This is a genomic window from Aquipseudomonas ullengensis (genome assembly GCF_014174475.1).
In the GTDB taxonomy this organism is placed as follows: Bacteria; Pseudomonadota; Gammaproteobacteria; order Pseudomonadales; family Pseudomonadaceae; genus Aquipseudomonas; species Aquipseudomonas ullengensis.
Genome location: NZ_JACJUD010000005.1, coordinates 104,940 through 128,129, shown reverse-complemented (window position 1 = coordinate 128,129; position 23,190 = coordinate 104,940). Strand labels below are relative to the sequence as shown.

Here is a 23,190-nt window from a genome sequence, read left to right as displayed (position 1 = left end):
CGCTACTAAGTTCCTATCAAAACTGCCAGAGATCTGTATCCTCAGCGCCGATTAGCACCGCCGTCAGTCAATTTTTAAAACGCTAATGTATTACAGACTTGCTGCGTCTATTCCAAACTGAAGTTACCTGGGATTTGTTAATTCTCCTTTGGCATAAGTAGGTGTGGTGCTCTCACATGTTTGACCTTCATACAATCATGGCCTACACAGAATTACACTCTATAAGAGGTGTGACATGAAGAATGTCGTGGTGCGTAAGATTGTTAGTGGCGATGAATATACTTGGGGTCTTTCATATTCCGATTCGGAGTTGGAGGTGCCGTCATTGAGGCTGTTTGCCAATCGCTTGCTGTCTTTGGGCTGCTCAGATAGTACCGTCAAAACATACTGTAGAAGTGTGTCTGGCTATATAGATTACCTAATAGAGGCGCGTGCTTCGGTCGGCTCAGGCTGGGGGGCGGAAACGTTGTTGGCTATGTTTTTTAGGTGCTTAATAGCTGGAGAGTATTCAAATATTGAGCAGGTTCGTAAGTTGTCAGCTGTACTTAAGATAAAGCCTGCATCTAATGCGAGTATTTTGATTCATAAAGCCGCACTGACTAGATATTTTTCAGAGATGCAAAAAACTGGGGAAGATGTAGAGGTACCTATCGGTTGTCCGGATGTTATTCCTGGTGGGGAAGCGATTGTCAAAAAGGCATTGGGGCTTAGTTTCCGCAAAAGAATTAATGAGCAGAGTTATTTTGCTGGCTCGGTATCTAGGGGGGTAAATTCGAGTGCTGCGAGTAATCTGCCAAGTTACTTAAATGGGGTTAAGACTCAAAGATATGAGATAGATAGCCTTCCGGGCTATCTTGAGTTTGAAGTCGAAATTGAAAAAATGAGCAACTTAAGGGATAGATGTCTATACGCACTTATCTTGGCGTCAGGATGTCGTATATCAGAAGCACTACAGTTGCTAACTGATGACTTGGATTTAGAGAAAAAAAATGTGTATTTCAGAAATCCAAGATTACGAAGGTGTGTATATTATGAAATGGGGATTCTGCCACACGATGTGAGAGGGCTTTCATATAAGGGGAGGCTCACTCCATTAGCAAATTTACTGGAGCCTTATGCAAGTATATTCTGGGCTGAATATGAAAAGCTTCTTCATTCAGCAAAGTATATGCCTGTAATGGATGATTGGTGTGAATATATAACTCATAGGTTTGTGTTTCGTTCTACGCGAGGCCGATTAAAGGGGAGGCCTCTATGTCTCTCGGAGAACTGGTCCAATATAGAGAGGGATTTTAAAAGGCGAATGGGTGGGGTTGCGGGAAGGGTATGGCTGCACTCTACTCGACACAGTTATGTTTCGTATATTTGTAATGAGGTTGGCTATGGCGAAAATCTAGGTGCTGGAGTTGACGTGGCGAGGGAGATGGTTGGACACGTTAATGTAGATAGCACTGAAAAATATAATCATAAAGGGTTGCTTGAGATTTCTATGAAAATAAAAGGTCAATAATGATTAATCTGGGCAGAACTCCAATCTCCTTAGTCAGTGATCAGGTATTGGATGCTGGTGTCCGGGGCTGTCTCAGTGAAGTTGGAAGGTATCTTGATGAAAAATACGAGCTTGGTGAATTTAAAGGCATAACTGCTAGGGAGTATAAAGGTACAGGGGCGGCAGACTTTAAACGTCTATTTTTCATGGGTGATTCACATGTGTGCGGCCCTTTTAATTATGCATGGCTAGTTTCTGCATTTAACTATGCAAATTGTGAAAAGAGTTTGAGTGAGGCCGAGTTGCTCAAGGGTTTGCTTGGTGAGCAGTGGATTAACTATAGGCGGAGCGGAGAGATTTCGCTCAGGAGGGGGTTATGGTTAGTTCTGGTTTTGCTGTTTGGCCAGCGAATGATCTTGCTCCCAGCGAACTTTAGAGCCTTGAGGATTAAGATATCTAAAAATGAGTTTACTGACTTTGGAATCGAACTATATCCAGAAATGGTAAGGTTTTTTATTTCGGCTAGGCACAAGGTGCACGGTGATGAGAGGTTTTGGGGAGGCATTGATAGAAAGGTTAGAGAGAGAGTGGCCCAGTATGGAACCAAACTGTGTTGGATCACTGGCTTTATAGGGCCTGAGTCGGTATCGCTAGATCTTCTTTTAGAGGCATATGAGGCGTTTTACTATCGTGAGATTGGAGCTGCAGCTGAATTGCCGATCTCTACGATTGTCCCGTTTGCCTTAAAAAGATACTGGGAGAGAATTTCTTTCAATCAAGAAATGTTTGAAGAGTCTATGGCGGGGCTTAAGAGGAAATGGCGGCAACAGGAAATTGAACATTCTGAAGGTGAAAAAATCTGTATCGAGATTGGTGGCTTGGGAGCCATAGGGTGGGATGAGTCAATTATAGAGTTTTGCAGTCGTTGCATTAAGTCTCATCTCTTTCCTTCTTATGTCAGTGAGAAAGGGATGCCAGGATGGGCGCTTCAAAAAATTGATGCCTGGATAATGTACGAGCTTTACTATGTGTTAAGTATTAATTATGAAAATAGGAAGACTTCTCAGTATGGCTTTGGCTATTTGAATTTGTATTTGTCGGTCTATCTTCCTGCTTGGTTTGAAGGCGCTCAAGATAAGAATGGCTATAAATTTCCCCATACCCCCTCTTTGTTTTTTGTAGATTACTGCTGCCCTGTGTACAGAAAAGCTAACGGGCCGATGCCTTTAGATGATTTCTTTACGGCTATGCTGAGTGTGAACGCAAAGTATCGCGCAATGCTGCAAATTAAGAATTTTTTTGAATGGTTAAGTTTAAAGTACATCAGCGGGCAAGATGGGCTCGTTGCTACTCAGATTTCCAAATATGACCTCCCGAAACTAGAGTCCCGGTATAAAACAGAGAAAATTGAACTGTCTTATCAGGAGCATGCTCTTGCTTTGAATTACCTGTACTGCCTTTTAGGTGCTGTAATTACAATAAATAAAGCTATTTTTAGCTTTCAGGGGGAGTTGAAAGAGTGGGGTGACCTGTATAGACAGGCAAAGAGTCTGGGTTGGGATTCGGTGTTCCAATGCTCAGGAAAAAAATATGACGTTGATGAGTTGCCTTTTGGTTTGATATGCCTCTGGAGAGTTCCGATAGCTAAAGATAAGTATCGGACTATTTTGGCGCCTCATAGAATCGTTCATTTGATATTTGAGTTAGATGGTGGAAAAAGAAATCAGAGTACTCAATGGTTGGCCGCAGATTGTGTGGCTAAATTAGCTGGATCTGAGATTGATCTGGATAAGGTCTATGAGGTGGATTTGAAGGTCGACAAGGTTGAGATGTATCCCGCTCCAGCCTATGTTTCAGGTAGAACTATTACAGCTTTACGTTATCAGTTGGAAGTTAGATCTTTGGTTTGTGCTGAGTCATTCCGTCGGGAATTATTTTGCGAGGGTAGAGAGCACTCTAAGTTTGGGAAATTCTTGCCGCTATTTTCATATGACATACAGACCGGTAAGCCGTATGGTGATAATTACTACTGTAGTGGGTTTGATTGCTTTCTAGTGGCGCTTCAAAGATTTCTGAGAGCGAATTTGATCTCGTGTAATTTTTATAAAATTGTTCCTAAGGGTTTTTCCTTCTTTGGGTTGATTAATCCATTGGATGTGGAAGTTTTTAATGGGCCGGATGGTGAGTTCTGTAAGGTAGTGCTGGCCTTTAAGCTTACACCGCACTCATGTCGAGTATCTGTGGTTACTAATTTATGTAAATTTATCTCGCATGATGTCGTGGGTAAATATAAGACAGGGCAAACTAGGCGGGTCGCGGCGTATTATGATAAGTCTACTCTGAGTCGTAATGCTGAGGAACTAAAAAGCATTAACGAGGCCACTGCTCTTTTATGGTCGGGTGAAGCAGTGCATGCCAACAGTTTGGGGTCCTCATTGCGGCGAGCACTTGATAAGTCTCCTGATATGGCTGTTGTTGAGTTTGGATGTGTAAGCTACGCTTTTGGAAGCACTGATAAGCCTAGCGGTATAGACCAGATTAGGTTGAAGAATCACGCTGGTTTGGCGCACCATCCGACTCATATCTGTACTAGAAACAATAACTGTCTGTTTGGTTTTAGGTGTGGTACGTGCACATGGGCGGTTTCAAGTATTGATCACTTGGAGGCAATCGAATTTAAAATATATTCTTTCGAAAGGGAGATACTTTCGCTTCATGATTTTGCTGATTCTCTTGATGTGAGTGTGGACGACGGCCGCCTTGCTGAAATCGATGATCGATTAAAAATAGTTGCCCATCAAATTATTGGCTGGCGTTGGAGGGCGGAGCAGCTTCAAAGTAATTGGAGAGATATCTCGGCCTCTGGTAAGGATTTCATAACAGTTCGCCCCGATATTTTGTCTAAGGAGCTATTTTATATAGAGCTTGATGCGGCAAGCGGTGAGTATCTACTTTCAAGGATGTACCTGGCGTCTCAGTTCCCATCGTTGCAAAATGATGTTGTTAGGGCTGATATAGAGTCGTTCACCAATTCTGTCTTATCTAATAACTCATCTATGCTTGGGGGCAAGTCTACGCATTCTTTCGGCCAAATCTCAATGCTGGGTATGATTAAATCAATTGTTAAGGAGCGAGGAATCTTGAGTGATAAGTTGGTTGAGCTTCTTTCTGAGGCTAAGAAAGGGGGGAAGGTTTAAGGAGGGTTTATGGGGAATAGAAACAATTTTTCAAGCTGGCAGCAGCATAGAGTTCTAGAACGGCGTGCCTTGGTGATTGATGCTTTGGATTTCTTGCGCAAACACAAGGCGAAATTTGATTCTATAACTGAATTGGCAAATTCTGTTGCTGAAATTGTTGCGGAAAAGGAGTGTAGGGTCGAAGATAAATCTCAACTAAATCCAAGTACTTTGCTGCGAAGAACCGGCGGCTATCGCCTTTTGCTTGACGCTTTTATCTATAGTGATCTTCAGTATAAAGGACAGCAAGATAAATATAACTCCTCTGATCCCGTGGCCAACCATTTAATCATGGCGTTAAAAGCTGAAAACCTGAATTTAAAGGATAAGTTGTGCAGGAAGGATTCAGAGTTGAAGGCACTTTCTCAGAAGAGCTCTCTCTATGAGAGGGCTAATTGTAATGCAGTAGATGCAAGTATTATTATTGCCCCAATGGCAAGGGTTGTCAGGTTACTGTTGGATGCTGCCCTAGCGACAAATTCATTCAGATTTGATAGCTCCAACCATGAATTGCTCTATGTTGGGAGGGCCCGTCGTGTGGCGGTCTCAACCGCCGATCTGTCTCCTTACCTTAATTACCTGAGAACTAGGCCTCCTGAGTGATTCATCTCAGTAGTGGACGGGTCACCTTCGCGCTATATGCAGTTACTGCATATTAAAATATTAATATATTTCATATGTTTAGGGTTGTTTCTGCCGGGCGGTGACTGCCTAACGGTTCGACCCCTCTCTGGGACACCAACACAATCTGCAGCTATTGCCCGCATTGCTGAAAGACAAGCAGGTGGGCTGTCTAAACATTTTCTTCGCGGCTGCTATCAGCTCATCAGCTCCTGCCAAGGACCGAACGGGTCGGGCAGGCGGCGCCAGGCGTCGGGGCCGAGAGCGAGTTCATCGTCGTTCAGCAGGCAATTATCCAGCTCATGGCTGAGGCCCTGGTAATCAATGTTCTGCCCAATGAAAACCAGCTCCTGTCGGCAATCCCCGCTCTCTGCTGTCCAGTTTTTCAAGATCGCCTGTTGGCTTTCGTCGTCTTCGGGCCACTGGTCCTGCGGTACATGCCGCCACCAGCGTCCGGCAAAGCCGTGACGCATCAGCCCGCCGGCTTGTGACCAGCTGCCAGCGTCTTGCGGTTTGCTGGCCAGCCAGAAGTAGCCTTTTGAGCGCAGCAGCCTGCCATTGCTCCACTCCTGATTGAGGAAGGCATGGAAACGCTGCGGGTGAAACGGGCGGCGCGCACGATAGACGCTGGAAGAAATTCCGTATTCCTCGCTTTCCGGAAGCTGTTCGCCGCGCATTTCCTTGAGCCAGCCAGGTGCCTGGGCGGCGCGTTCGAAATCGAAGCGGCCGGTATCCAGAATCGTGTCCAGCGCGATGGCGCCCATGCTCATGGGCAGGATTTCAGCGTGGGTATTGAGGCGCTGCAGGATGGCGATCAGTTCTTCGCGTTCAGTCGAGGTGATCAGATCGATCTTGCTGACCAGAATGACATCGGCGAACTCGACCTGCTCGATCAGCAGGTCGGTTATCGAGCGCTGATCGTCTTCGCCCAGGGTTTCTCCGTAACTCGCCAGACTGTCTGCCGCTTGGAAGTCGCGCAGGAAGTTCACCCCGTCGACCACCGTGACCATAGTGTCTAGACGCGCCAGGTCGGCCAGGCTCTGGCCTTTTTCATCGCGGAAGGTGAAGGTTTCGGCCACCGGTAGCGGCTCCGAAATACCCGTCGACTCGATCAATAAGTAATCGAAGCGCCCGTCGCGGGCCAGTCGGCTGACTTCCTCCAGCAAGTCTTCGCGCAAGGTGCAGCAGATGCATCCATTGCTCATCTCCACCAGCTTTTCTTCGGCGCGATTGAGGCTGACGCCACGCTGCACTTCGTTGCCATCAATATTGATCTCGCTCATGTCGTTGACGATCACCGCGACGCGGCGGCCGTCGCGATTCTTCAGTACGTGGTTGAGCAGGGTGCTTTTGCCGGCACCGAGAAATCCAGAGAGCACGGTGACGGGGAGGCGCTTGGGGATGGCATTCATTCGGTTATTTCTCGGTTCTGGTGTTGCGTCCAGGCTTCTGTGGACTGGCGCGTAAGCGATTGGGTTGTTGATTTAAATATTGTTATAACATAACAATAAAAACAAGCCGAGCCGCTACTCGATGTCCGATAGCGCCGTCGCTCGCTTGAGACATGACCCGCCCGCAAGGAATCCTGAATGCTTTGCTTCTCCTCATCCCAGAAAAGCCGCCGGTTGCAGCGCCTTTCGCCATTTGCCGCCGCATTGCTGGGCTCTTTTGCCTTTGCCGAAGACGCCACGACCACGCTCGATCCCGTCCTCATTACCGATGAACATCCACAGGAAGTCGCCGATGGGCCAGTGCAAGGCTATCTAGCCACGCGCTCGGCCACGGCCAGCAAAACCGATAGCGATATCCGCGACATCCCACAAAGCATCGATGTCGTACCCGCTCAGGTGCTGGATGACCTGAACGCTACGCGGCTGGACCGTGCCCTGGATTTCGCCGGTGGCGTGGCCCGGCAGAACAATTTTGGTGGCCTGACCTTCCTCAATTACAGCGTGCGCGGTTTCACCACCGGTGAGCTGTACAAGAACGGTTTCGCGGTGAATCGCGGCAGCTACAGCGCGCCGGATGCGTCGGTGATCGAGCGTATCGAAGTGCTCAAGGGGCCGGCTGCCAGCCTGTATGGGCGGGGCGATCCGGGCGGGATGATCAATATCGTCAGCAAGCGCCCGCAGGCGCAGGCGTTCAGTGAGCTGAAGACGAGTACTGGGAGCTGGGATCGCTACCGCAGTAGCCTCGACGTCAATACGCCGCTCAGCGATGACGGCAGTCTTCTTTCCAGGGTCAACCTGGCTGTGGAGGACAACGACAGCTTCCGCGATTACGTCGGCAACCGACGGCAGATCGTCAGTCCATCGCTCAGCTGGCAGCTCAGTTCCGACACCCGTCTACTGATCGATAGCGAGTTTTCGCACACCGAGTCGGTGTTCGATCGCGGTATCCCAGCGGTCAATGGTGAGCTGGGCTCCGTCCGGCGCTCCACTTTCCTGGGCGAGCCCAACGATGGCGAGATCAGCAACGCCAACCAGACCCTCGATCTCGCGCTTGAACACTACCTGAACGATGCATGGCGGCTACGCCTGGCTAATCACTACACCCAGGGCACACTGCGTGGCGACAGCTCCGAGCCGCAGCAGTTGATCGGCGAGACGGTGACGCGCTTCTACCGCCAGCGCAATTTCGAATGGAATGACAGCATCACTCAGACCGAACTGCATGGCAGCTTCGATACGGGAGCCTGGCAGCACCAGACCTTGTTCGGCCTGGAGTACGAGAACTACCGCAACAGCCAGAAATACCCGCAGAGCGAGACCTCGCTCGATTACGGCCAGGACATCTACAGTCCGGTGTATGGACGGCCCAAGCCGGCCATCGTCAAGCCGAATGACTTCCACGAACACACCGAGAGCTACGCCCTCAATGTGCAGGATCAGATTGCCTTTACCGAGCGCCTGCGTGGCCTGGCAGGCGTGCGCCTGGAGCATTTCGAGCAGACATCCCTGAATCGCGCCAGTGGCTTGAGGCTGGAGCAGGAAAAGGATGTCGCCACTCCGCGTGCGGGCTTGCTGTACCAGCTGACCCCGCAGGTCGGTGTGTTCGCCAATGCCTCGACCTCGTTCCGGCCCAACAGCATTGGCAACCAGGGCCAGGTGTTCAAGCCGGAGAAGGGCGTGGGCTACGAGAGCGGCCTCAAGCTCGATCTGTTCGATGGTCGCCTGGGCGGCACCGTCGCGCTGTTTCATATCGACAAGGAAAACGTGCTGACCACCGATGCCAACGGCGACAGCGTCGCGGCTGGCAAGGCGCGCAGCCAGGGGCTGGACCTGCAGTTCAGCGGGCAACTGAGTGATGCCGTTCGCATCATCGGTGCCTATGCCTATATCGATGCGCAGGTCACCGAGGGCGATGCGGCCATTCCCGATGGCAGCGACCTGCTCGGCATCGCCCGGCACAGCGGCAGCGTACTGGCGGTGTATGAGTTCCAGGAGGGTGCCTTGCGCGGCTCGGACTTCGGTGCGGCGGCCAATTATGTCGGTGATCGTTCCGGCCAGGCCGGCAGCGACTTCGAGCTGCCGGCCTACAGCACGGTCGATCTGCTCGCCCATTACCGGGCCAGTGACGAGGTCACGCTCGGCCTGAACCTGAACAACCTGTTCGACCGCAAGTACTACGAGCGTGCCTACAACAGCACCTGGGTGATGCCCGGTGACCCACGCAACATCAGCCTAAGCCTGACCCTCAGTCTCTAATCGCAAGGATGTTTTCCATGACCCTTCATAAAGTCATTTCTCCCTTTGGCCTCTGCGCTGTGCTCTTCGTTGGCCAGGTTCAGGCCCACGGCCTGTGGACGGAACAGCGTCGCGGCGCCATTGAGGTCGTCTACGGCCATGGCGCGGAAGACGATGCTTTCGACGCGAAAAAGATCAGCAGCGCCTGGGCCTATGATGTGGCCGGCAAACAGATTCCGGTCACCGTGCAGCGCCTCGCGGATCATGCCCGCCTGCAACCACTCAAGCCGCCGGCCGCAGTGGCCGTGGTTCTGGACAATGGCGCCTGGTCGCAAACCCCGGACAAGCAGTGGATCAATCAGGGGCGCTCGCAGGTACCGACTTCGGTGCACTCGCTGCATACCTATAAATTCAGCCTGGCGATCTACCGAGAAGGCGTCCGCTTGCCGGCCCTGGATGTGTTGGGGCTGGCCATCGTGCCGGAGGTCGACCCGCTCAAGGTCGGCCCTGGCAAGCCGTTGCCGATCCGCGTGCTGCTCGATGGCAAGCCGGTGGCGGGCGTCAAGCTGATCGGGGATTATCGTGGCGCACCGCATAGCGTCAGTGCCGAAACGGACAGTGAAGGGCGGGCGCAGGTGATGGTGCGCAATGAGGGGCTGAACATCATTGCCGCTGAGCTTTATGTGCCGGTCGAGAATGATGCGGATATCAGCGAGCGCGGGTTGTTCAGTTCGCTGACCTTTGTTGGCAGTGCGCACCACGAGTGAGTGCCATCGGCGGCCGGCAGGACCGGTCGCTGTAGCCAATGGATGGAGTGGGAAAGGCAGAAACGAAAAAACCGGCCAAGGCCGGTTTTTTGTTTCGATCCGTTGTAGCTGGATCGATTCGGGAATTTGGTCGGAGCGACTGGATTCGAACCAGCGGCCTTCTCGTCCCGAACGAGACGCGCTACCAAGCTGCGCTACGCTCCGAGTAATGGCGCGCATTCTACTGAAAAAGTTTTACTGCACAAGGGGTTAGCGGGAAGAATTTTGCCGGGGGAAGGGCTCCACATCCGTGTGGCGAGGCGCCTCTGGCGCGGCTCAGAGCTCTTTGACGGTGATGACCTGATCCTTGTTGATGCGTGCCGGTTTACCGTCCAGTTGCTCGAACTCATAGAAGCCGGAAGCGTCGTCAAATTCCGGCGCATCCACGGTCTGGATCTGGCTGCCGTCATTGAGGGTGATCACGCTTGGCGTCGAACAACCTGTCAGGGCCACAAAGCCAAACGCGGCGAGAGTGAGTGGCAGGCTCCGTTGGGTCATGGGTGTCTCCTTGCTCGGTCTGATGTACCCAGTTTCTGACGAGAGCCTTGCGTCAAAGTTCAGTCACTGGCCTGTTACAGACGCGTCAGCGAGCAAGTGCGGAGTGTTCAGGTTGGCCAGGCGTGGGTCGTCGGGGGCGCAGTCCAGGGCTTGCGGATCGAGCTGCAGCAAGGCTCGGCGCGGGCTGCGCTCGCCCTGCTGCCAGGCCTGTTGCAGAGGCAAGTGCAGGGTGCGTGGCAGCAGGCAGAGCAGCGGTTCCCACTGTTCGCCACGGCGCAGCATCAGCGGTTTGTCCGGCTGGTTGGCCGCTTGCGTACGCATCGCATGCAGCAATGGCAGATCAAGCAACGGGGCATCGCAGGGCAGCACCAGCAGCCAATCGTGACGCGCTACGGCGAGGCCGGCGAGGATGCCGGCCAGCGGGCCGGGGAAGTCCGCCTCGGCATCTTCCACCAGGCGGTCGGCGTACGCGGTATAGCGCGGCTGATTGCGGTTGCAGGAGATGATCAGGTCATCGCTGAGTGGGCGAGCCAGTGCATGCAGGTGGCTGATAAGCGGTTGTCCGCGCCACTCCAGCAGGCCTTTGTCCTGGCCGCCCATGCGCTGTCCGCGACCGCCGGCCAGGAGCAGGATGGAGCAGGCGGGAAGGGGGGCGGAATGGCTCATGACGGCGCTCTGGCTGGGGCCTGTGATATAACACCGGCCTGTTTTCGCCACAACCGGATCACGCCATGAGCTCCAAGGCCGAGGCGGCTTTTGTGCCGCTGAACATCGCTGTTCTCACCGTCAGCGATACCCGCAATCTGGACACCGATACGTCCGGCCAACTGTTCGTCGACCGCCTGACTGCCGCCGGCCATAACCTGGCCGCCCGGGTGCTGCTCAAGGACGACCTGTACCGCATCCGTGCCCAGGTCGCGACCTGGATTGCCGAGGATCAGGTGCAGGTGGTGCTGATCACCGGTGGCACCGGCTTCACCGCCCGCGACAGCACCCCGGAGGCGGTGAGCTGCCTGCTGGACAAGCAGGTCGATGGATTTGGCGAGCTGTTCCGGCAGATTTCCGTTGCCGATATCGGCACCTCCACCATCCAGTCCCGTGCGCTTGCCGGTCTGGCCAATGGCACCCTGGTGTGCTGCCTGCCCGGCTCGACCAACGCTTGCCGCACCGCCTGGGATGGCATCCTCGGCGAGCAGCTGGACAACCGTCATCGCCCCTGCAATTTCGTCCCGCACCTCAAGCAGGCGGCTCCCTGCGAGAGTCGTGGATGAGTCTGCTGCCGCTTGAAGCCGCGCAGGAGCGCCTGCTGGCCCTGGCCGATGCGGCGCCGATCGATGAGCAGGAGATCCTGCCACTGGCGGCGACCGATGGCCGCGTGCTGGCCACGGACCTGATTGCCGGGCTGGACCTGCCGCCCTGGCCGAACAGTGCAATGGATGGTTATGCGCTGCGCCTGGAAGACTGGAGCGGCGAGCCCCTGGTGGTGAGCCAGCGCATTCTTGCCGGCCAGGCGCCCGAGCCACTGCAGCCGGGTACCTGTGCGCGGATATTCACCGGCGCGCCGCTGCCGGCGGGTGCCGACTGCGTGGAGATGCAGGAGAACGCGGAGGTCCTGGACGAAGGCCGGGTACGTTTCCGTGAGCCGCTGCGGCTGGGGCAGAACGTCCGTCCCCAGGGCCAGGAAACCCGCCTGGGCGAGTTGGTGTTGAGCGCCGGCAGCCGTCTTGGTCCGGTAGAGCTGGGGCTGGCGGCCTCCCTCGGGTTTGCCGCCCTGGCAGTGCGGCGCCGGCCACGCGTGGCGGTGCTGTCCACCGGTGATGAGTTGATCGAGCCGGGCCAGGCGCTGGGTCCGGGGCAGATTTTCAACAGCAACCGCAGCCTGCTCTGCGCCTGGTTGTTGCGTTTGGGCTGCGAGGTGCGCGATGCCGGCATCCTCGCCGATGACCTGCAGCGCACCCGCGACGCCCTGGCGGCGCACGGCGATGCCGACCTGATCCTGACCACCGGCGGCGTGTCGGTGGGCGAGGCGGATTTTCTTGGCCAGGTGTTGCATGAAGACGGTGAGGTCGCCCTGTGGAAGCTAGCGATCAAACCGGGCAAGCCGCTGACCTGCGGCCACTACCAGGGCGTGCCGGTGCTCGGTTTGCCGGGCAACCCGGCCTCGACCCTGGTGACCTTCGGCCTGCTGGCACGCCCCTACCTGTTGCGCCGCCTGGGCGTGGTGGATGTCGCACCGCTGAGCGTCGAGGTGCCGGCCGGCTTCACCTGGAGCAAACCGGGAACACGGCGCGAATACCTGCGCGCTCGTTTAGAACAGGGGCGCGCCATGTTGTACCCCAACCAGAGCTCCGGGGTGCTGCGCAGCGCGGCCTGGGCCGATGGTCTGGTGGAGGTGCTGGAAGGGCGCAGCCTGGTCGAGGGCGAAGCGGTGCGCTTCATTCCGCTTAGCGAGTTGCTCAACTAGAAGGTTGGGCTCTGCGCAGCTCAACCCAGTCCTGCAGGAGCCAGCTTGCTGGCGATGCTGGTACGGCGCCGGTTGGCAACGGATCGCCAGCAAGCTGGCTCCTACAAAAGCGGCATTGTCCTGTCGCGCAGCGAGTAGGGCGGGTGAAACCCGCGTGTCTACTGGCGCGGGTTGCACCCGCCCTATGGGCTCAACTAGCCGAGTGCGCCCTTGCGGGTTTCGCGGTATTCGCCGGGGGTCATGTTGGTCCAGGCCTTGAAGCTGCGGTGGAACGAGCGCGACTCGGTGAAGCCCAGGTAGCTGGCGATATCCTGGATCGCCAGGTCGCTGCGCAGCAGGTAGTGCTCGGCCAGTTCCTGACGCAGCTGGTCGAGGATTTCCTGGTAGCTGGTGCCGGCCAATTGCAGGTGGCGCTGCAGCGTGCGCACCGTCATGTGGAATTTCTCGGCGACCCGCTCCTTGCGCGGCAGGCCGTCCTTGAGCAGCAAGCGCAGGGCGTTCTTTACCCGCAGCGGCAACGGTTCGTCGTTGTCGATCCCGGCCATCATCGCCAGGGCGTGTTCTTCCAGGGTGCGTAGCAGGTTGGCGTCGGCCTGGCGCAGCGGCACGCCAAGGTAGACCAGCGGCACCAGCAAGGCATTGCACGGCTGCTCGAAGCGCACCGGGCAGCCGAATACCGCCTCGTAGTCGGCCATGTGGGTGGCTGCCGGTTGGGCGTGCTCGAACCACACTTCATCGGGTGACTTGTCCATATCGGCGATCCAGCGTGCGTACAGCAGCCAGGAGGCCAGCACGTTCTCCACCATGTGCCGGCGGATTTCGCGGTCTTCGTGGCGGCAGTTCCAGATCAGGCGAATATGCTCGCCCACTGGCTCGATACGGCTGGTGCCCATGTCGCCGACCAGTTTCTCGTACGGCACGATGCGGCTCATGGCTTCGCCCAGGGTGGCGCAGTTCATGGTGATGTAGCCCAGCACGCTCCACGAGCCGGGCTGCACGAAGCTGGCGGCGTGCAGACCGAACAGCGTATCGCCGGTGGCGGCTACCAGGTGGGCGAGCAGACGCTCGTGCACTTCGCTGGGGATGCGCTTGCCGTTGTCGGCCAGGGTTTCGCGGTCGATACCGGCGGCGGCCAGCGCGGCGTCGCAGTCCAGGCCGAGCTGTTCGGCGTGGCGCAGATACTTGAGCAGGGCGGGGACGGAGGTATAGCCGAGGTTGAGCATCGTTCTTGTTGTTCTGCTTGGCTTGATTGGCGACAGCCGCTGTCTTGATCCGACAGTGACCCGTGGCAGCGGCTGGCTAGTATAGGCAGCCATTAATGTCGACCGGAATAGGTGGGGTAGCTGCAGATGCGACGTTGGAACGGATGGGGTGACGAGGCCACTGTGGTGGAACTGCCGGCGCACGGCGCAGCCTTCCTCGGCGCGCGCCTGGGTGCTGGCCAGGTGCTGCCCGATGCCAGCCTGGAACAGGTGTTGGCCCAGGTCCCGGCTTCGCGCCTCGCTGCCCATCCGCTGATCAGCACCGATGCCGAAGTGCGCGTGCGACATGCCCGCGGGCAGAGCCTGCCGGACTGGCTGGCGATGCGCGAAGGGCGCTTTGGCCAGTTTCCCGATGGCGTGGCCCTGCCGGAAAGCGCCGAACAGATTCGCCAACTGCTGGCCTGGGCGCGCGCCCAGGACCTGGTGGTGATTCCCTACGGTGGCGGCACCTCGGTGGCCGGGCACATCAACCCGCAGGCCAGCGAACGCCCGGTACTGACCCTGTCTCTGGAGCGCATGACCCGGCTGCTGGAACTGGACGAGGAAAGCCAGATCGCCACCTTCGGCCCTGGCGCCGCCGGCCCGCAGGTAGAAAGCCAGCTGCGGGCACGGGGCTACACCCTCGGCCACTTCCCGCAATCCTGGGAGCTATCGACCCTGGGCGGCTGGGTAGCCAGTCGCTCCAGCGGCCAGCAGTCGCTGCGTTACGGGCGCATCGAGCAACTGTTCGCTGGTGGCAAGATCGAGACCTTCGCCGGCACCCTGGAGATCCCGACCTTCCCGGCGTCGTCGGCGGGGCCGGACCTGCGCGAGATGATCCTCGGTTCGGAAGGGCGCTTCGGGGTGATCTCCGAGGTCAAGGTGCGGGTCAGCAAGCTGGCCGAACAGGAGCAGTTCTACGCGGTGTTCCTGCCCAGCTGGGAACAGGCCCTGAAGGGCATCCGCAGCCTGGTGCAGGCGCGTGTGCCACTGTCGATGCTGCGCCTGTCCAACGCCATCGAAACCGAAACCCAGCTGGCCCTGGCCGGGCACCCGGAGCAGATCGCCCTGCTGGAGAAGTACCTGGCGCTGCGTGGTGCGCGTGCCGGCAAGTGCATGCTGACCTTCGGCGTTACCGGCAATCGCAAGCAGAATGCACTGTCGGTGAAACAGGCCAAGCAACTGCTCAAGGGCTTTGGCGGGGTGTTCACCGGCACCTTGCTGGGCAAGAAATGGGCGGAAAACCGCTTCCGCTTTCCCTATCTGCGCCACGGCCTGTGGGCTGCCGGCTACGCGGTGGACACCCTGGAAACCGCCACCGATTGGGGCAATGTCGACAACCTGCTGAACCAGATCGAAGACAGCCTGCGCGCCGGCCTGGCCGAAGAGGGCGAGCCGGTGCACGTGTTCACCCACCTGTCGCACGTCTACGGCCAGGGTTCGAGCATCTACACCACCTACGTGTTCCGTCCGGGGCAGAGCTACGAGCAAACCCTGCAGCGCTGGCAGAAGCTCAAGCACAACGCCTCGCAGACCATCGTCAATAACCGCGGCACCATCAGCCACCAGCATGGCGTGGGGCGCGACCATGCGCCCTACCTGGCGGTCGAGAAGGGTGAGCTGGGGATGGCTGCGCTGCGGAGTCTGGCGGATCATTTCGACCCGGATCAACGCCTGGCTCCCAGCGTGCTGCTGGAAACCCATGAATAACTCTGCTGCGCGCTCCGATAGCTGCGTTGGGCGGTGCTCGCTCCTCGTCTATCGACCTGATATGCCTCCTCGCTGCGCTCCGTCCGCCTTGCTCTCGGGGCGCTCGCGACGACTTCTTCAAGGGTTTCGATAATGCCGACCTGGAACGCCGCCTGGCGTGCGCAGGTGTTGCCCGAACTGGCGCAACGTGACTGGGATCTGATCGTCGTCGGTGGCGGCATCACCGGCGCCGGCATCCTGCGGGAAGCGTCGCGCCGTGGCTGGCGTTGCCTGCTGCTGGAGCAGCGCGACTTCGCCTGGGGCACCTCCAGTCGCTCGTCGAAGATGGTCCACGGCGGCTTGCGCTATATCGCCAAGGGCCAGATCGGCCTGACTCGCGATTCGGTGCACGAGCGCCAGCGTCTGCTCGACGAGGCGCCAGGCCTGGTCGACCCGCTGGGCTTTCTGTTTCCCCATTACCAGGGCGGGTTTCCCGGCCCGCGCGTGTTCGGCGGCCTGCTGGCGGTGTATGACGCCCTGGCCGGCAGGCGTAACCACCTGTATTACCCGCTGCAGCAGCTGCGCTACCTGATGCCGGGCATCCGCGAGGACGGCCTCAGCGGCGCCACGCGTTTCTTCGACGCGGTGACCGATGATGCGCGGCTGGTCATGCGCGTGCTGGGCGAGGCGCGCATCGATGGTGGTGAGGCGCTCAATGGCCTGCGCGTGGTCGAGTTGCTGCGTGAGGACGGCCGCGTAATTGGCTTGCAGGCCGAGGACAGCGAATCCGGCCAGCGTTTCAGCTTCCGTGCCCGTGCGGTGGCTCAAGCCACCGGGGCCTGGGCCGATGGCCTGCGGCGCAAGGACGGCCGCGAGCATATTCGTCCGCTGCGCGGCAGCCACCTGTTGCTGCCGCACTGGCGTCTGCCGGTGGCCCAGGCCCTGAGTTTCATGCACCCGCAGGACCGGCGGCCGGTGTTCGTCTTCCCCTGGGAGGGCGCTACGGTGATCGGCACCACCGATCTGGATCACGCCGACAGCCTGGATCACGACGCGCGTATCACGGCGCCCGAAGTGGATTACCTGCTGGCCGCCTGCGTCAGCCAGTTTCCCGCAGCCGGCGTTACGCGCAGTGATGTGCTGTCGACCTGGGCGGGCGTGCGACCGGTGGTCAGTACCGGCGATGACAGCAAGCAACCGTCCGACGAGAAGCGCGAGCACGCGCTGTGGATCGAGCCCGGCTGCGTGACCCTGGCCGGCGGCAAGCTGACCACCTTCCGCCTGCTGGCCCTGGAGGTGCTACGCGCCTGCGCCGGTTTCGTCGGCAAGGCGGTGGACGATCAGGGTCAGGCCGTGTTTCGCCGCAGTGATGCCGTGTTGCCACTGGACCTGGGGCCGGCCATGCGCCTGCGCCTGGCCGGTCGTCATGGCCAGGCCTTGCCGCGCCTGGCGGCGCTGATCGGCGAACTGGGCGGCACGCGCATCGGCGACAGCGACACGCTGTGGGCCGAGCTGGCCCTGGCCTGTGATGAGGAGCTGGTGCTGCAACTGGACGACCTGCTGCTGCGGCGCACGCGTATCGGCTTGCTGCTGCCCGAAGGCGCGGCGGCCGAGCTGCCGCGCATCCGTGCGCTGTGCCAGCCGCGCCTGGGCTGGAGCGATGCGCGCTGGGGTGAACAGCAACAGCGCTACCTGGCGTTGTGGGCCAACTGCTACAGCCTGCCGGCGCACAGCTAGATGACGGCCGTCTTACCCGGCGCCAGCTTGCTGGTTCTGATAACAACAAGAATTCTGGAGTGCTCGTCTTGAGCGAAGAAAGCTACCTGCTGGCCATCGACAACGGCACACAGAGCGTGCGCGCGCTGCTGTTCGACCTGCGCGGCAACCTGGTCGGCAAGGGCAAGGTCGAGTTGCAGCCGTATTTCTCCACGCAGCCCGGCTGGGCCGAGCAAGACCCCGAGTATTACTGGCGCAGCCTGGGCGAGGCGTGCGCCAAACTGTGGGCCAGCGTGGATATCGACCGCCGGCTGATCAAGGGGGTGTCGCTGACCACCCAGCGCGGCTCGCTGATCACCGTCGACGCCCAGGGCCAGCCGCTGCGTCCGGCGATCCTCTGGCTCGACCAGCGCCGTGCCGAGGTCAAGGGCAAGATCAAGGGGCCGTGGGGCTGGCTGTTCAAACTGATTGGCGAAGAGGCCACGGTGGACTATTTCCGCGCCCAGGCGGAGGTCAACTGGCTGGCCCAGCATGAGCCGGAGAACTGGGCGCGCACCGACAAACTGTTGATGCTCTCGGGTTTCCTCACTCATCGTCTGACCGGGCGCTTCGCCGACTCGGTGGGCTGCTGCGTCGCCTACCTGCCGTTCGACTACAAACGCCTGAAATGGGCGGCGCCCAGTGACTGGAAGTGGCAGGCCATGCCGGTGCGCCCGGAGCAGTTGCCGGAGCTGGTCAAGCCGGGCGAGCTTGTCGCCACCATCACCGCCGAAGCCAGCCGCCACACCGGGATTCCCGAGGGCTTGCCGTTGATCGCGGCAGCATCGGACAAGGCCTGCGAAGTGATCGGCTCCGGCGGTGTCGAGCCGCACACCGCCTGCCTGTCCTATGGCACCACCGCGACCATCAACACCACGCGGCGTACTTACCTGGAAACCATCCCGCTGATTCCGCCATATCCGGCGGCGATCCCCGATCACTACAACACCGAGGTGATGATTTTTCGGGGCTTCTGGATGGTCAGCTGGTTCAAGCAGGAGTTCGGCTATGCCGAGCGCCAGCGCGCCCTGGAGCTGGGAGTGGAGGCGGAAACCCTGTTCGACGAGCTGGTCAGCCAGGTGCCGGCAGGCTCCATGGGGCTGATGTTGCAGCCATTCTGGTCGCCGGGTATCCGCGAGCCGGGGCTGGAGGCCAAGGGCTCGATCATCGGCTTCGGCGACGTGCATACCCGGGCGCACCTGTATCGGGCGATCCTCGAAGGTCTGGCTTATGCCCTGCGCCAGGGTCGCGAGCGTATCGAGAAGCGCTCGGGAACCCCGATCACCCGCCTGCGCGTGTCCGGTGGCGGCTCGCAGAGCGATGCGGCGATGCAGCTGACCGCCGACATCTTCGGCCTGCCAGCCGAGCGCCCGCATGTCTACGAGGCCTCGGGCCTGGGTGCAGCCATCGATTGCGCGGTGGGCCTGGGCTTGCACCCGGACTTTCCCACGGCGATTGCCGCCATGACCCGTGTCGGCAAGGTGTTCCAGCCCGACCCGGCGGCGCAGCAGGTGTACGATCGGCTGTACCGCGAGGTCTACCTGCGCATGTACAAGCAGCTCAAGCCGTTGTACAGCAGCATCCGCGAGATCACCGGATATCCTGCCTAGCAGCGCGTACGGCACTCGATTTGCCCTGGCACTTTTGTCTCGCTTCACCAGTCTGCTGTACTCAGAACCTGTTTCGGATCTTTTGAGCTAGAGCCAGGCAAGGCGAAATTGGGTGAGGACGCGGAGTTTACGAAGTGTAAATGAGCAGTACTCGTTTCACTCGCCCTCCGGGTCGCGCTAAAGCGCGTTAGCCGCAAGCGGCTTGCCGAACCGATTTCAACGCAGCATGGCCGACGATCAAGAGACCCGAGACAGGTTCTCAGGCTGGAGCTAATCAAGGAGCGAATCATGTCCGCACGCAAGGCGCTGTTGATCCTGCATGGCAAGCAGGCCCTGAACGAAGAGGTGCGGGCGGCAGTACAGGCGCTGCGCGAAGAGGGATGGGAGCTGGCCGTGCGCCTGACCTGGGAGGCGGGTGATGCCCAGCGCCTGGTCACGGAAGCGCTGGATGCCGGCTACCCGACGGTGATTGCCGGTGGCGGCGATGGCACGGTGCGCGACATTGCCGAGGCCATGGCGCTGGCCAACAGCGATGCCAGCCTGGCGATCCTGCCGCTGGGCACCGCCAACGACTTTGCCCACGCGGCGGGCCTGTCCCTAGTACCTGGCGAAGCCCTGGCCCTGCTCGAGGTGCCGGCGCGGCCAATCGACCTGGGCGAGGTGGATGGCCAGTTGTTCCTCAATATGGCCACCGGCGGCTTTGGGTCGAAAGTGACTGCCAATACGTCGGAAGAGCTTAAGAAACTCCTCGGTGGCGCCGCCTATTTCCTGACTGGGCTGACACGCTTTCCCGAGGTGCACTCGGCCTTCGGTCGTTTTCACGGGCCGGGTTTCGACTGGGAAGGCGAGTTTCTCGCCCTGGGTATCGGCAATGGCCGACAGGCGGGCGGCGGCCATGTGTTGTGCCCGCAGGCGCTGGTCGACGATGGCTTGCTGGATATCTGCATCGTACCGGCGCCGCAGGACCTGGTCGGCACACTGGGCACGCTGTTGTCCGGCGGCATTCTCGGCCTCGAGTCGGTGGCGTTGAGCGCGCGCCTGCCCTGGGTCGAGATCGAGGCGTGCGAGGGGCTGGATATCAACCTCGATGGCGAACCCATGGAGGGCCAGCGCCTGCGTTTTGCCGCTCGTCCGGGCGTGTTGCGGGTGCATCTGCCGGCCGGTTCGCCATTGCTCGGCTGATTTCGCCCAGGCTGGCGTGGTGGTGGTACCTGCGGCATGATGGCTTCCGGCCATGCTCCTGCAGTTTCCGCGCAGCGGGCCGATACAGCGGCTATCGCTGGGCTAGACTCGACACAGATAACAGGAGCACATGATGGCCGGCATTCTCGATACAGTGGACCAACGCACCCAGCTGGTGGGTGAGAACCGCCTGGAAATCCTCATGTTTCGCCTGGCCGGGCGCCAGTTGTTCGCGATCAACGTGTTCAAGGTGCAGGAAGTCCTGCAGCTGCCCAAGCTGACCCTGATGCCGCACCGCCACCCCTACGTCTGTGGCGTGGTCAACCTGCGCGGCCAGACCCTGCCGGTGATCGACCTCTCCCAGGCCATCGGCATGCGCCCGATTACGCCCAGCCCCAGCAGTACCATCATCGTCACCGAGTACAACCGTTCGGTGCAGGCGTTCCTGGTCGGCGGCGTGGATCGCATCCTCAACCTCAACTGGGAGTCCATCCTGCCGCCACCGGGCGGGGCAGGTCGCCAGCATTACCTGACGGCGATCACCAAGGTGGAAGACCAGATCGTCGAGATCATCGACGTGGAGAAGGTGCTGTCGGAAATCGCCCCGATGAGCACCAAGATTTCCGACGAGAAACTGGCCGACCCGCTGTTGGCCAAGGCCGTGGGCCGCGAAGTGCTGCTGGTGGATGACTCCAAGGTGGCGCTCAACCAGCTGCGCGAGACCATGGCTCAGCTGGGTATTCGCACCCACAGTGTCAGCGACGGTCTCAAGGCGTTGCAGCAACTGAAGCAGTGGGCCGACACCGGCGAGGTGATGACCGACAAGCTGCTGATGATCTTCACCGATGCGGAAATGCCGGAAATGGATGGCTACCGCCTGACCACCGAGATCCGCAACGACCCACGCCTCAAGGACCTGTACGTGGTGCTGCACACTTCGCTGTCCGGCAGTTTCAACGAGGCGATGGTGAAGAAGGTCGGCTGCGACAACTTCCTCTCCAAGTTCCAGCCCGACAAGCTGGTCGACGTGATTCGCGAGCGCCTGCAGCTCGACGAGTAAGCTGATCCCGCCTGCATGTGGTCACCGCCGCGAGCGATGACCACCACCTCCCAGACTCAGGCGCCGACTGCCGCAGGCAGGATCCCGGCGCTCATGGTTCCCCAGCGCCGCCCGTCGACCATGATCGGCACGTACATCACGAAAATCACGGTAGTGGTGCCTGGCAGCACGAAGGTGCCCATGCTCAGGTAGGTGCACTTGCGCATGTTGTCGTGTTCGATCGCGCTGCCGAAGAAGCGCAGGTGGGTGCTCTTGGAGGCGTCCACGGCCGGATCACCGGTCGGCGCTTGTGAGGCGGCGCTGCGTGCCGCGGCCAGGTAGCCACGGTCATTGACCGGCACGATATACAGCACCCCGTCCTTGCCGCCCTGGTCCCACTGGTCCAGAAGGGGCTGGACGCGCTTGCGGTAGGCTTCGGCCCAGCTGACGTTGTGCTTGGGCGGATTGGTGTTGGCAATCGCCTTGTAGTTGTTGTCGAACAGGTCGACGCCGGAGCGCTTGAGCTCTTCCAGCTGGAGTTCGATTTCGTTGCGCCGTTGCATCAGCACGTCGGTGATTGCTTCGAGCTTGCCGTGGCCCAGGCGGAAACTGCTGAGCGTTTGCAGCATCAGGTTGCTGTTGTCACGCAGGCGGTCAGCCTGGGCGAAGGAGGTCTCCATGCGCTGGCTGATGGTCAGGCTGAGGTCGCGGATCTGGCTGCTGTGCTGATGGGTTTCGTTGTTGGTGGCGGTCAGCTCCTCCATCGCACTGCTGACCATCAGCAGGTCGTCGTTGGCTTGCTGGAAGTCTTCGACCATGTGGGTGAACTGGTCGGCCGCGGTGCTGACGGCCATGCCGGCTTTTTCCGTTTTCTCGAGCATGTCCAGGGTCTGCTGGTCGGCGCCGGCCATGGCCTTGGTCATTTGCTCCATCAGTTGGCCGATCTGCCCGGCGGCGCTACCGACCTTCACCGACAGGCTGCGCACTTCGTCGGCAACCACGGCAAAGCCGCGGCCGTGATCGCCGGCGCGGGCGGCCTCGATGGCGGCGTTGAGCGCGAGCATGTTGGTTTGCGCGGAGAAGTCCTGCACGGTGGTGAGGATTTCACGGACCTGGGCGGAGCTGCTGTCCAGGGCGCTGATGTTGTCCTTGAAGCTCTCCATGACCTGGCTGATGTGCTGCATCTGCTCGCGGGCATCGCCCAGCTGGCTTTTCGACTGGCGTGCCAGCTCCAGGTTGCGGCTGTTCATGCCGGTGATGCCGCTGGTGTGCGTGGAAATGTCGTGCAGGGCGCAGGTGGTCTGCTCGCTGGCCTGGAAGATCAGCTCGGACAGGCTCTGCTGCTGCTTGGCATCGCGAGCGGCGTGCTCCGATTGCAGGCGGCTGTTGGCCGAGGTCGCGGCGGTTTGCAGGCTGTTGTGCTGGAAGTCCAGAAGCATGCCGCGCAGGCGCGTGGTCAGGTTGGCAAAGCTTTGGCTGGCGGGGGAGGCCGAGCGCTGTAGTTCGCTGTCCGCCGTCAGGTCGATCAGCTTGCCGTTGGCCAGCTCCAGTTTCTCGACCAATGCGTCGGAGGTGCTGCGGGAGTTGCGCACCAGCCAGGACAGATAAAGCATCGGGGCAGACAGCACCAGTGCGACAATCCAGACTGCACCACTGGCCTGCATCAGCAGGGCGCCGATAAAGAACAGCTGGCAGAGCAGCAGAAGCCAGAAGGTAGCGGTGGGCGTAGGGAGTGGGGTGCTGTTTGTTTGCTGGAGATCAGCGGCAGATGGGCTGTTTTGCATGGTCTTTCTCGTCTTTATTATTATGTGGTGCGAGCTCCCTGGACAAAAAACATCCAGACTCGGCTCGCACTCGTTCCCGTAATCTGCCTC

General features: G+C 59.1%; 17 protein-coding genes and 1 tRNA gene. 12 read left to right on the top strand and 6 right to left on the bottom strand.

All coding sequences use genetic code 11. The features are described from left to right. Positions 1–235: 235 nt before the first annotated feature. The 3 genes from H3H51_RS15680 to H3H51_RS15670 are packed head-to-tail and all read left to right on the top strand — an operon-like array spanning position 236 to position 5,328. On the top strand, positions 236–1,510 hold the full coding sequence (locus H3H51_RS15680; protein ID WP_183090005.1) for a site-specific integrase: 1,275 nt from the start codon (positions 236–238) through the stop codon (positions 1,508–1,510). Continuing rightward, positions 1,510–4,686, top strand: coding sequence for a hypothetical protein (locus tag H3H51_RS15675; protein ID WP_183090004.1), 3,177 nt, complete (start codon positions 1,510–1,512; stop codon positions 4,684–4,686). Before H3H51_RS15680 ends, H3H51_RS15675 begins: the two co-directional genes overlap by 1 nt. Positions 4,687–4,695: 9 nt before the next feature. Next, entirely contained in the window at positions 4,696–5,328 is a 633-nt protein-coding gene (locus H3H51_RS15670; RefSeq protein WP_183090003.1) for a hypothetical protein, read from the top strand. A 215-nt stretch (positions 5,329–5,543) separates the two neighbouring features. Here H3H51_RS15670 and zigA read toward each other — a convergent pair whose 3' ends face one another. Beyond that, positions 5,544–6,749, bottom strand: coding sequence for a zinc metallochaperone GTPase ZigA (zigA, locus tag H3H51_RS15665; protein WP_183090228.1), 1,206 nt, complete (start codon positions 6,747–6,749; stop codon positions 5,544–5,546). Between the two features lie 186 nt (positions 6,750–6,935). Between zigA and H3H51_RS15660 the strand changes: the two genes are divergently transcribed. Both H3H51_RS15660 and H3H51_RS15655 read left to right on the top strand, forming a co-directional pair. Beyond that, positions 6,936–9,053: a TonB-dependent siderophore receptor gene (locus tag H3H51_RS15660; RefSeq protein ID WP_183090002.1), complete on the top strand. Its 2,118-nt coding sequence runs from the start codon at positions 6,936–6,938 to the stop codon at positions 9,051–9,053. Between the two features lie 17 nt (positions 9,054–9,070). Beyond that, positions 9,071–9,799: a DUF4198 domain-containing protein gene (locus H3H51_RS15655; protein WP_183090001.1), complete on the top strand. Its 729-nt coding sequence runs from the start codon at positions 9,071–9,073 to the stop codon at positions 9,797–9,799. A 127-nt stretch (positions 9,800–9,926) separates the two neighbouring features. Here H3H51_RS15655 and H3H51_RS15650 read toward each other — a convergent pair. From H3H51_RS15650 to mobA, 3 genes are all read right to left on the bottom strand, one after another. Further along, positions 9,927–10,003, bottom strand: a tRNA-Pro gene (locus H3H51_RS15650). A 111-nt stretch (positions 10,004–10,114) separates the two neighbouring features. Then, positions 10,115–10,336 (bottom strand): YgdI/YgdR family lipoprotein, encoded by a 222-nt coding sequence (locus H3H51_RS15645; RefSeq protein ID WP_183090000.1) that lies wholly within the window; start codon positions 10,334–10,336, stop codon positions 10,115–10,117. Positions 10,337–10,399: 63 nt separating this feature from the next. Continuing rightward, a complete protein-coding gene (gene mobA / locus H3H51_RS15640; protein ID WP_183089999.1) occupies positions 10,400–11,002 on the bottom strand; it encodes a molybdenum cofactor guanylyltransferase MobA in 603 nt (200 codons plus the stop codon). Between the two features lie 65 nt (positions 11,003–11,067). On the opposite strand from mobA, the gene moaB reads away from it, so the two are divergent. After that, entirely contained in the window at positions 11,068–11,607 is a 540-nt protein-coding gene (gene moaB, locus H3H51_RS15635; RefSeq protein ID WP_183089998.1) for a molybdenum cofactor biosynthesis protein B, read from the top strand. After that, positions 11,604–12,800, top strand: a complete 1,197-nt coding sequence (locus H3H51_RS15630) for a molybdopterin molybdotransferase MoeA (RefSeq protein ID WP_183089997.1) — start codon at positions 11,604–11,606, stop codon at positions 12,798–12,800. The genes moaB and H3H51_RS15630 overlap by 4 nt, the downstream gene beginning before the upstream one ends. A 194-nt stretch (positions 12,801–12,994) precedes the next feature. Here the strand turns inward: H3H51_RS15630 and gliR are convergent, their stop codons facing one another. Then, positions 12,995–14,023: an AraC family transcriptional regulator GliR gene (gene gliR / locus H3H51_RS15625; protein ID WP_183089996.1), complete on the bottom strand. Its 1,029-nt coding sequence runs from the start codon at positions 14,021–14,023 to the stop codon at positions 12,995–12,997. Between the two features lie 126 nt (positions 14,024–14,149). Between gliR and H3H51_RS15620 the strand changes: the two genes are divergently transcribed. The 5 genes from H3H51_RS15620 to H3H51_RS15600 all read left to right on the top strand — a co-directional run bounded on the left by H3H51_RS15620 (position 14,150) and on the right by H3H51_RS15600 (position 21,337). After that, positions 14,150–15,751 carry an FAD-binding oxidoreductase gene (locus tag H3H51_RS15620; protein ID WP_183089995.1) on the top strand — a complete coding sequence of 534 codons (1,602 nt, stop codon included), beginning with the start codon at positions 14,150–14,152 and terminating at the stop codon, positions 15,749–15,751. A gap of 132 nt (positions 15,752–15,883) precedes the next feature. After that, entirely contained in the window at positions 15,884–17,467 is a 1,584-nt protein-coding gene (locus H3H51_RS15615) for a glycerol-3-phosphate dehydrogenase/oxidase (protein WP_183089994.1), read from the top strand. Positions 17,468–17,535: 68 nt separating this feature from the next. Continuing rightward, on the top strand, positions 17,536–19,095 hold the full coding sequence (locus tag H3H51_RS15610; RefSeq protein WP_183089993.1) for an FGGY-family carbohydrate kinase: 1,560 nt from the start codon (positions 17,536–17,538) through the stop codon (positions 19,093–19,095). Between the two features lie 288 nt (positions 19,096–19,383). Further along, a complete protein-coding gene (gene yegS / locus H3H51_RS15605) occupies positions 19,384–20,277 on the top strand; it encodes a lipid kinase YegS (protein WP_183089992.1) in 894 nt (297 codons plus the stop codon). A gap of 133 nt (positions 20,278–20,410) precedes the next feature. Further along, on the top strand, positions 20,411–21,337 hold the full coding sequence (locus tag H3H51_RS15600; RefSeq protein WP_183089991.1) for a chemotaxis protein CheV: 927 nt from the start codon (positions 20,411–20,413) through the stop codon (positions 21,335–21,337). Positions 21,338–21,393: 56 nt separating this feature from the next. On the opposite strand, the gene H3H51_RS15595 is transcribed toward H3H51_RS15600, so the two are convergent. Further along, complete coding sequence (locus H3H51_RS15595; RefSeq protein WP_183089990.1) at positions 21,394–23,100, bottom strand: methyl-accepting chemotaxis protein; 1,707 nt, start codon at positions 23,098–23,100, stop codon at positions 21,394–21,396. Positions 23,101–23,190: the final 90 nt, after the last annotated feature.

Coding starts and splice junctions, on each gene's coding strand:
- H3H51_RS15670 (WP_183090003.1), top strand. CDS start 4,696: ATGGGGAATAGAAACAATTTTTCAAGCTGGCAGCAGCATAGAGTTCTA.
- H3H51_RS15680 (WP_183090005.1), top strand. CDS start 236: ATGAAGAATGTCGTGGTGCGTAAGATTGTTAGTGGCGATGAATATACT.
- mobA (WP_183089999.1), bottom strand. CDS start 11,002: ATGAGCCATTCCGCCCCCCTTCCCGCCTGCTCCATCCTGCTCCTGGCC.
- yegS (WP_183089992.1), top strand. CDS start 19,384: ATGTCCGCACGCAAGGCGCTGTTGATCCTGCATGGCAAGCAGGCCCTG.
- H3H51_RS15675 (WP_183090004.1), top strand. CDS start 1,510: ATGATTAATCTGGGCAGAACTCCAATCTCCTTAGTCAGTGATCAGGTA.
- H3H51_RS15630 (WP_183089997.1), top strand. CDS start 11,604: ATGAGTCTGCTGCCGCTTGAAGCCGCGCAGGAGCGCCTGCTGGCCCTG.
- moaB (WP_183089998.1), top strand. CDS start 11,068: ATGAGCTCCAAGGCCGAGGCGGCTTTTGTGCCGCTGAACATCGCTGTT.
- H3H51_RS15620 (WP_183089995.1), top strand. CDS start 14,150: ATGCGACGTTGGAACGGATGGGGTGACGAGGCCACTGTGGTGGAACTG.
- H3H51_RS15645 (WP_183090000.1), bottom strand. CDS start 10,336: ATGACCCAACGGAGCCTGCCACTCACTCTCGCCGCGTTTGGCTTTGTG.
- gliR (WP_183089996.1), bottom strand. CDS start 14,023: ATGCTCAACCTCGGCTATACCTCCGTCCCCGCCCTGCTCAAGTATCTG.
- H3H51_RS15595 (WP_183089990.1), bottom strand. CDS start 23,100: ATGCAAAACAGCCCATCTGCCGCTGATCTCCAGCAAACAAACAGCACC.
- H3H51_RS15660 (WP_183090002.1), top strand. CDS start 6,936: ATGCTTTGCTTCTCCTCATCCCAGAAAAGCCGCCGGTTGCAGCGCCTT.
- H3H51_RS15655 (WP_183090001.1), top strand. CDS start 9,071: ATGACCCTTCATAAAGTCATTTCTCCCTTTGGCCTCTGCGCTGTGCTC.
- H3H51_RS15615 (WP_183089994.1), top strand. CDS start 15,884: ATGCCGACCTGGAACGCCGCCTGGCGTGCGCAGGTGTTGCCCGAACTG.
- H3H51_RS15600 (WP_183089991.1), top strand. CDS start 20,411: ATGGCCGGCATTCTCGATACAGTGGACCAACGCACCCAGCTGGTGGGT.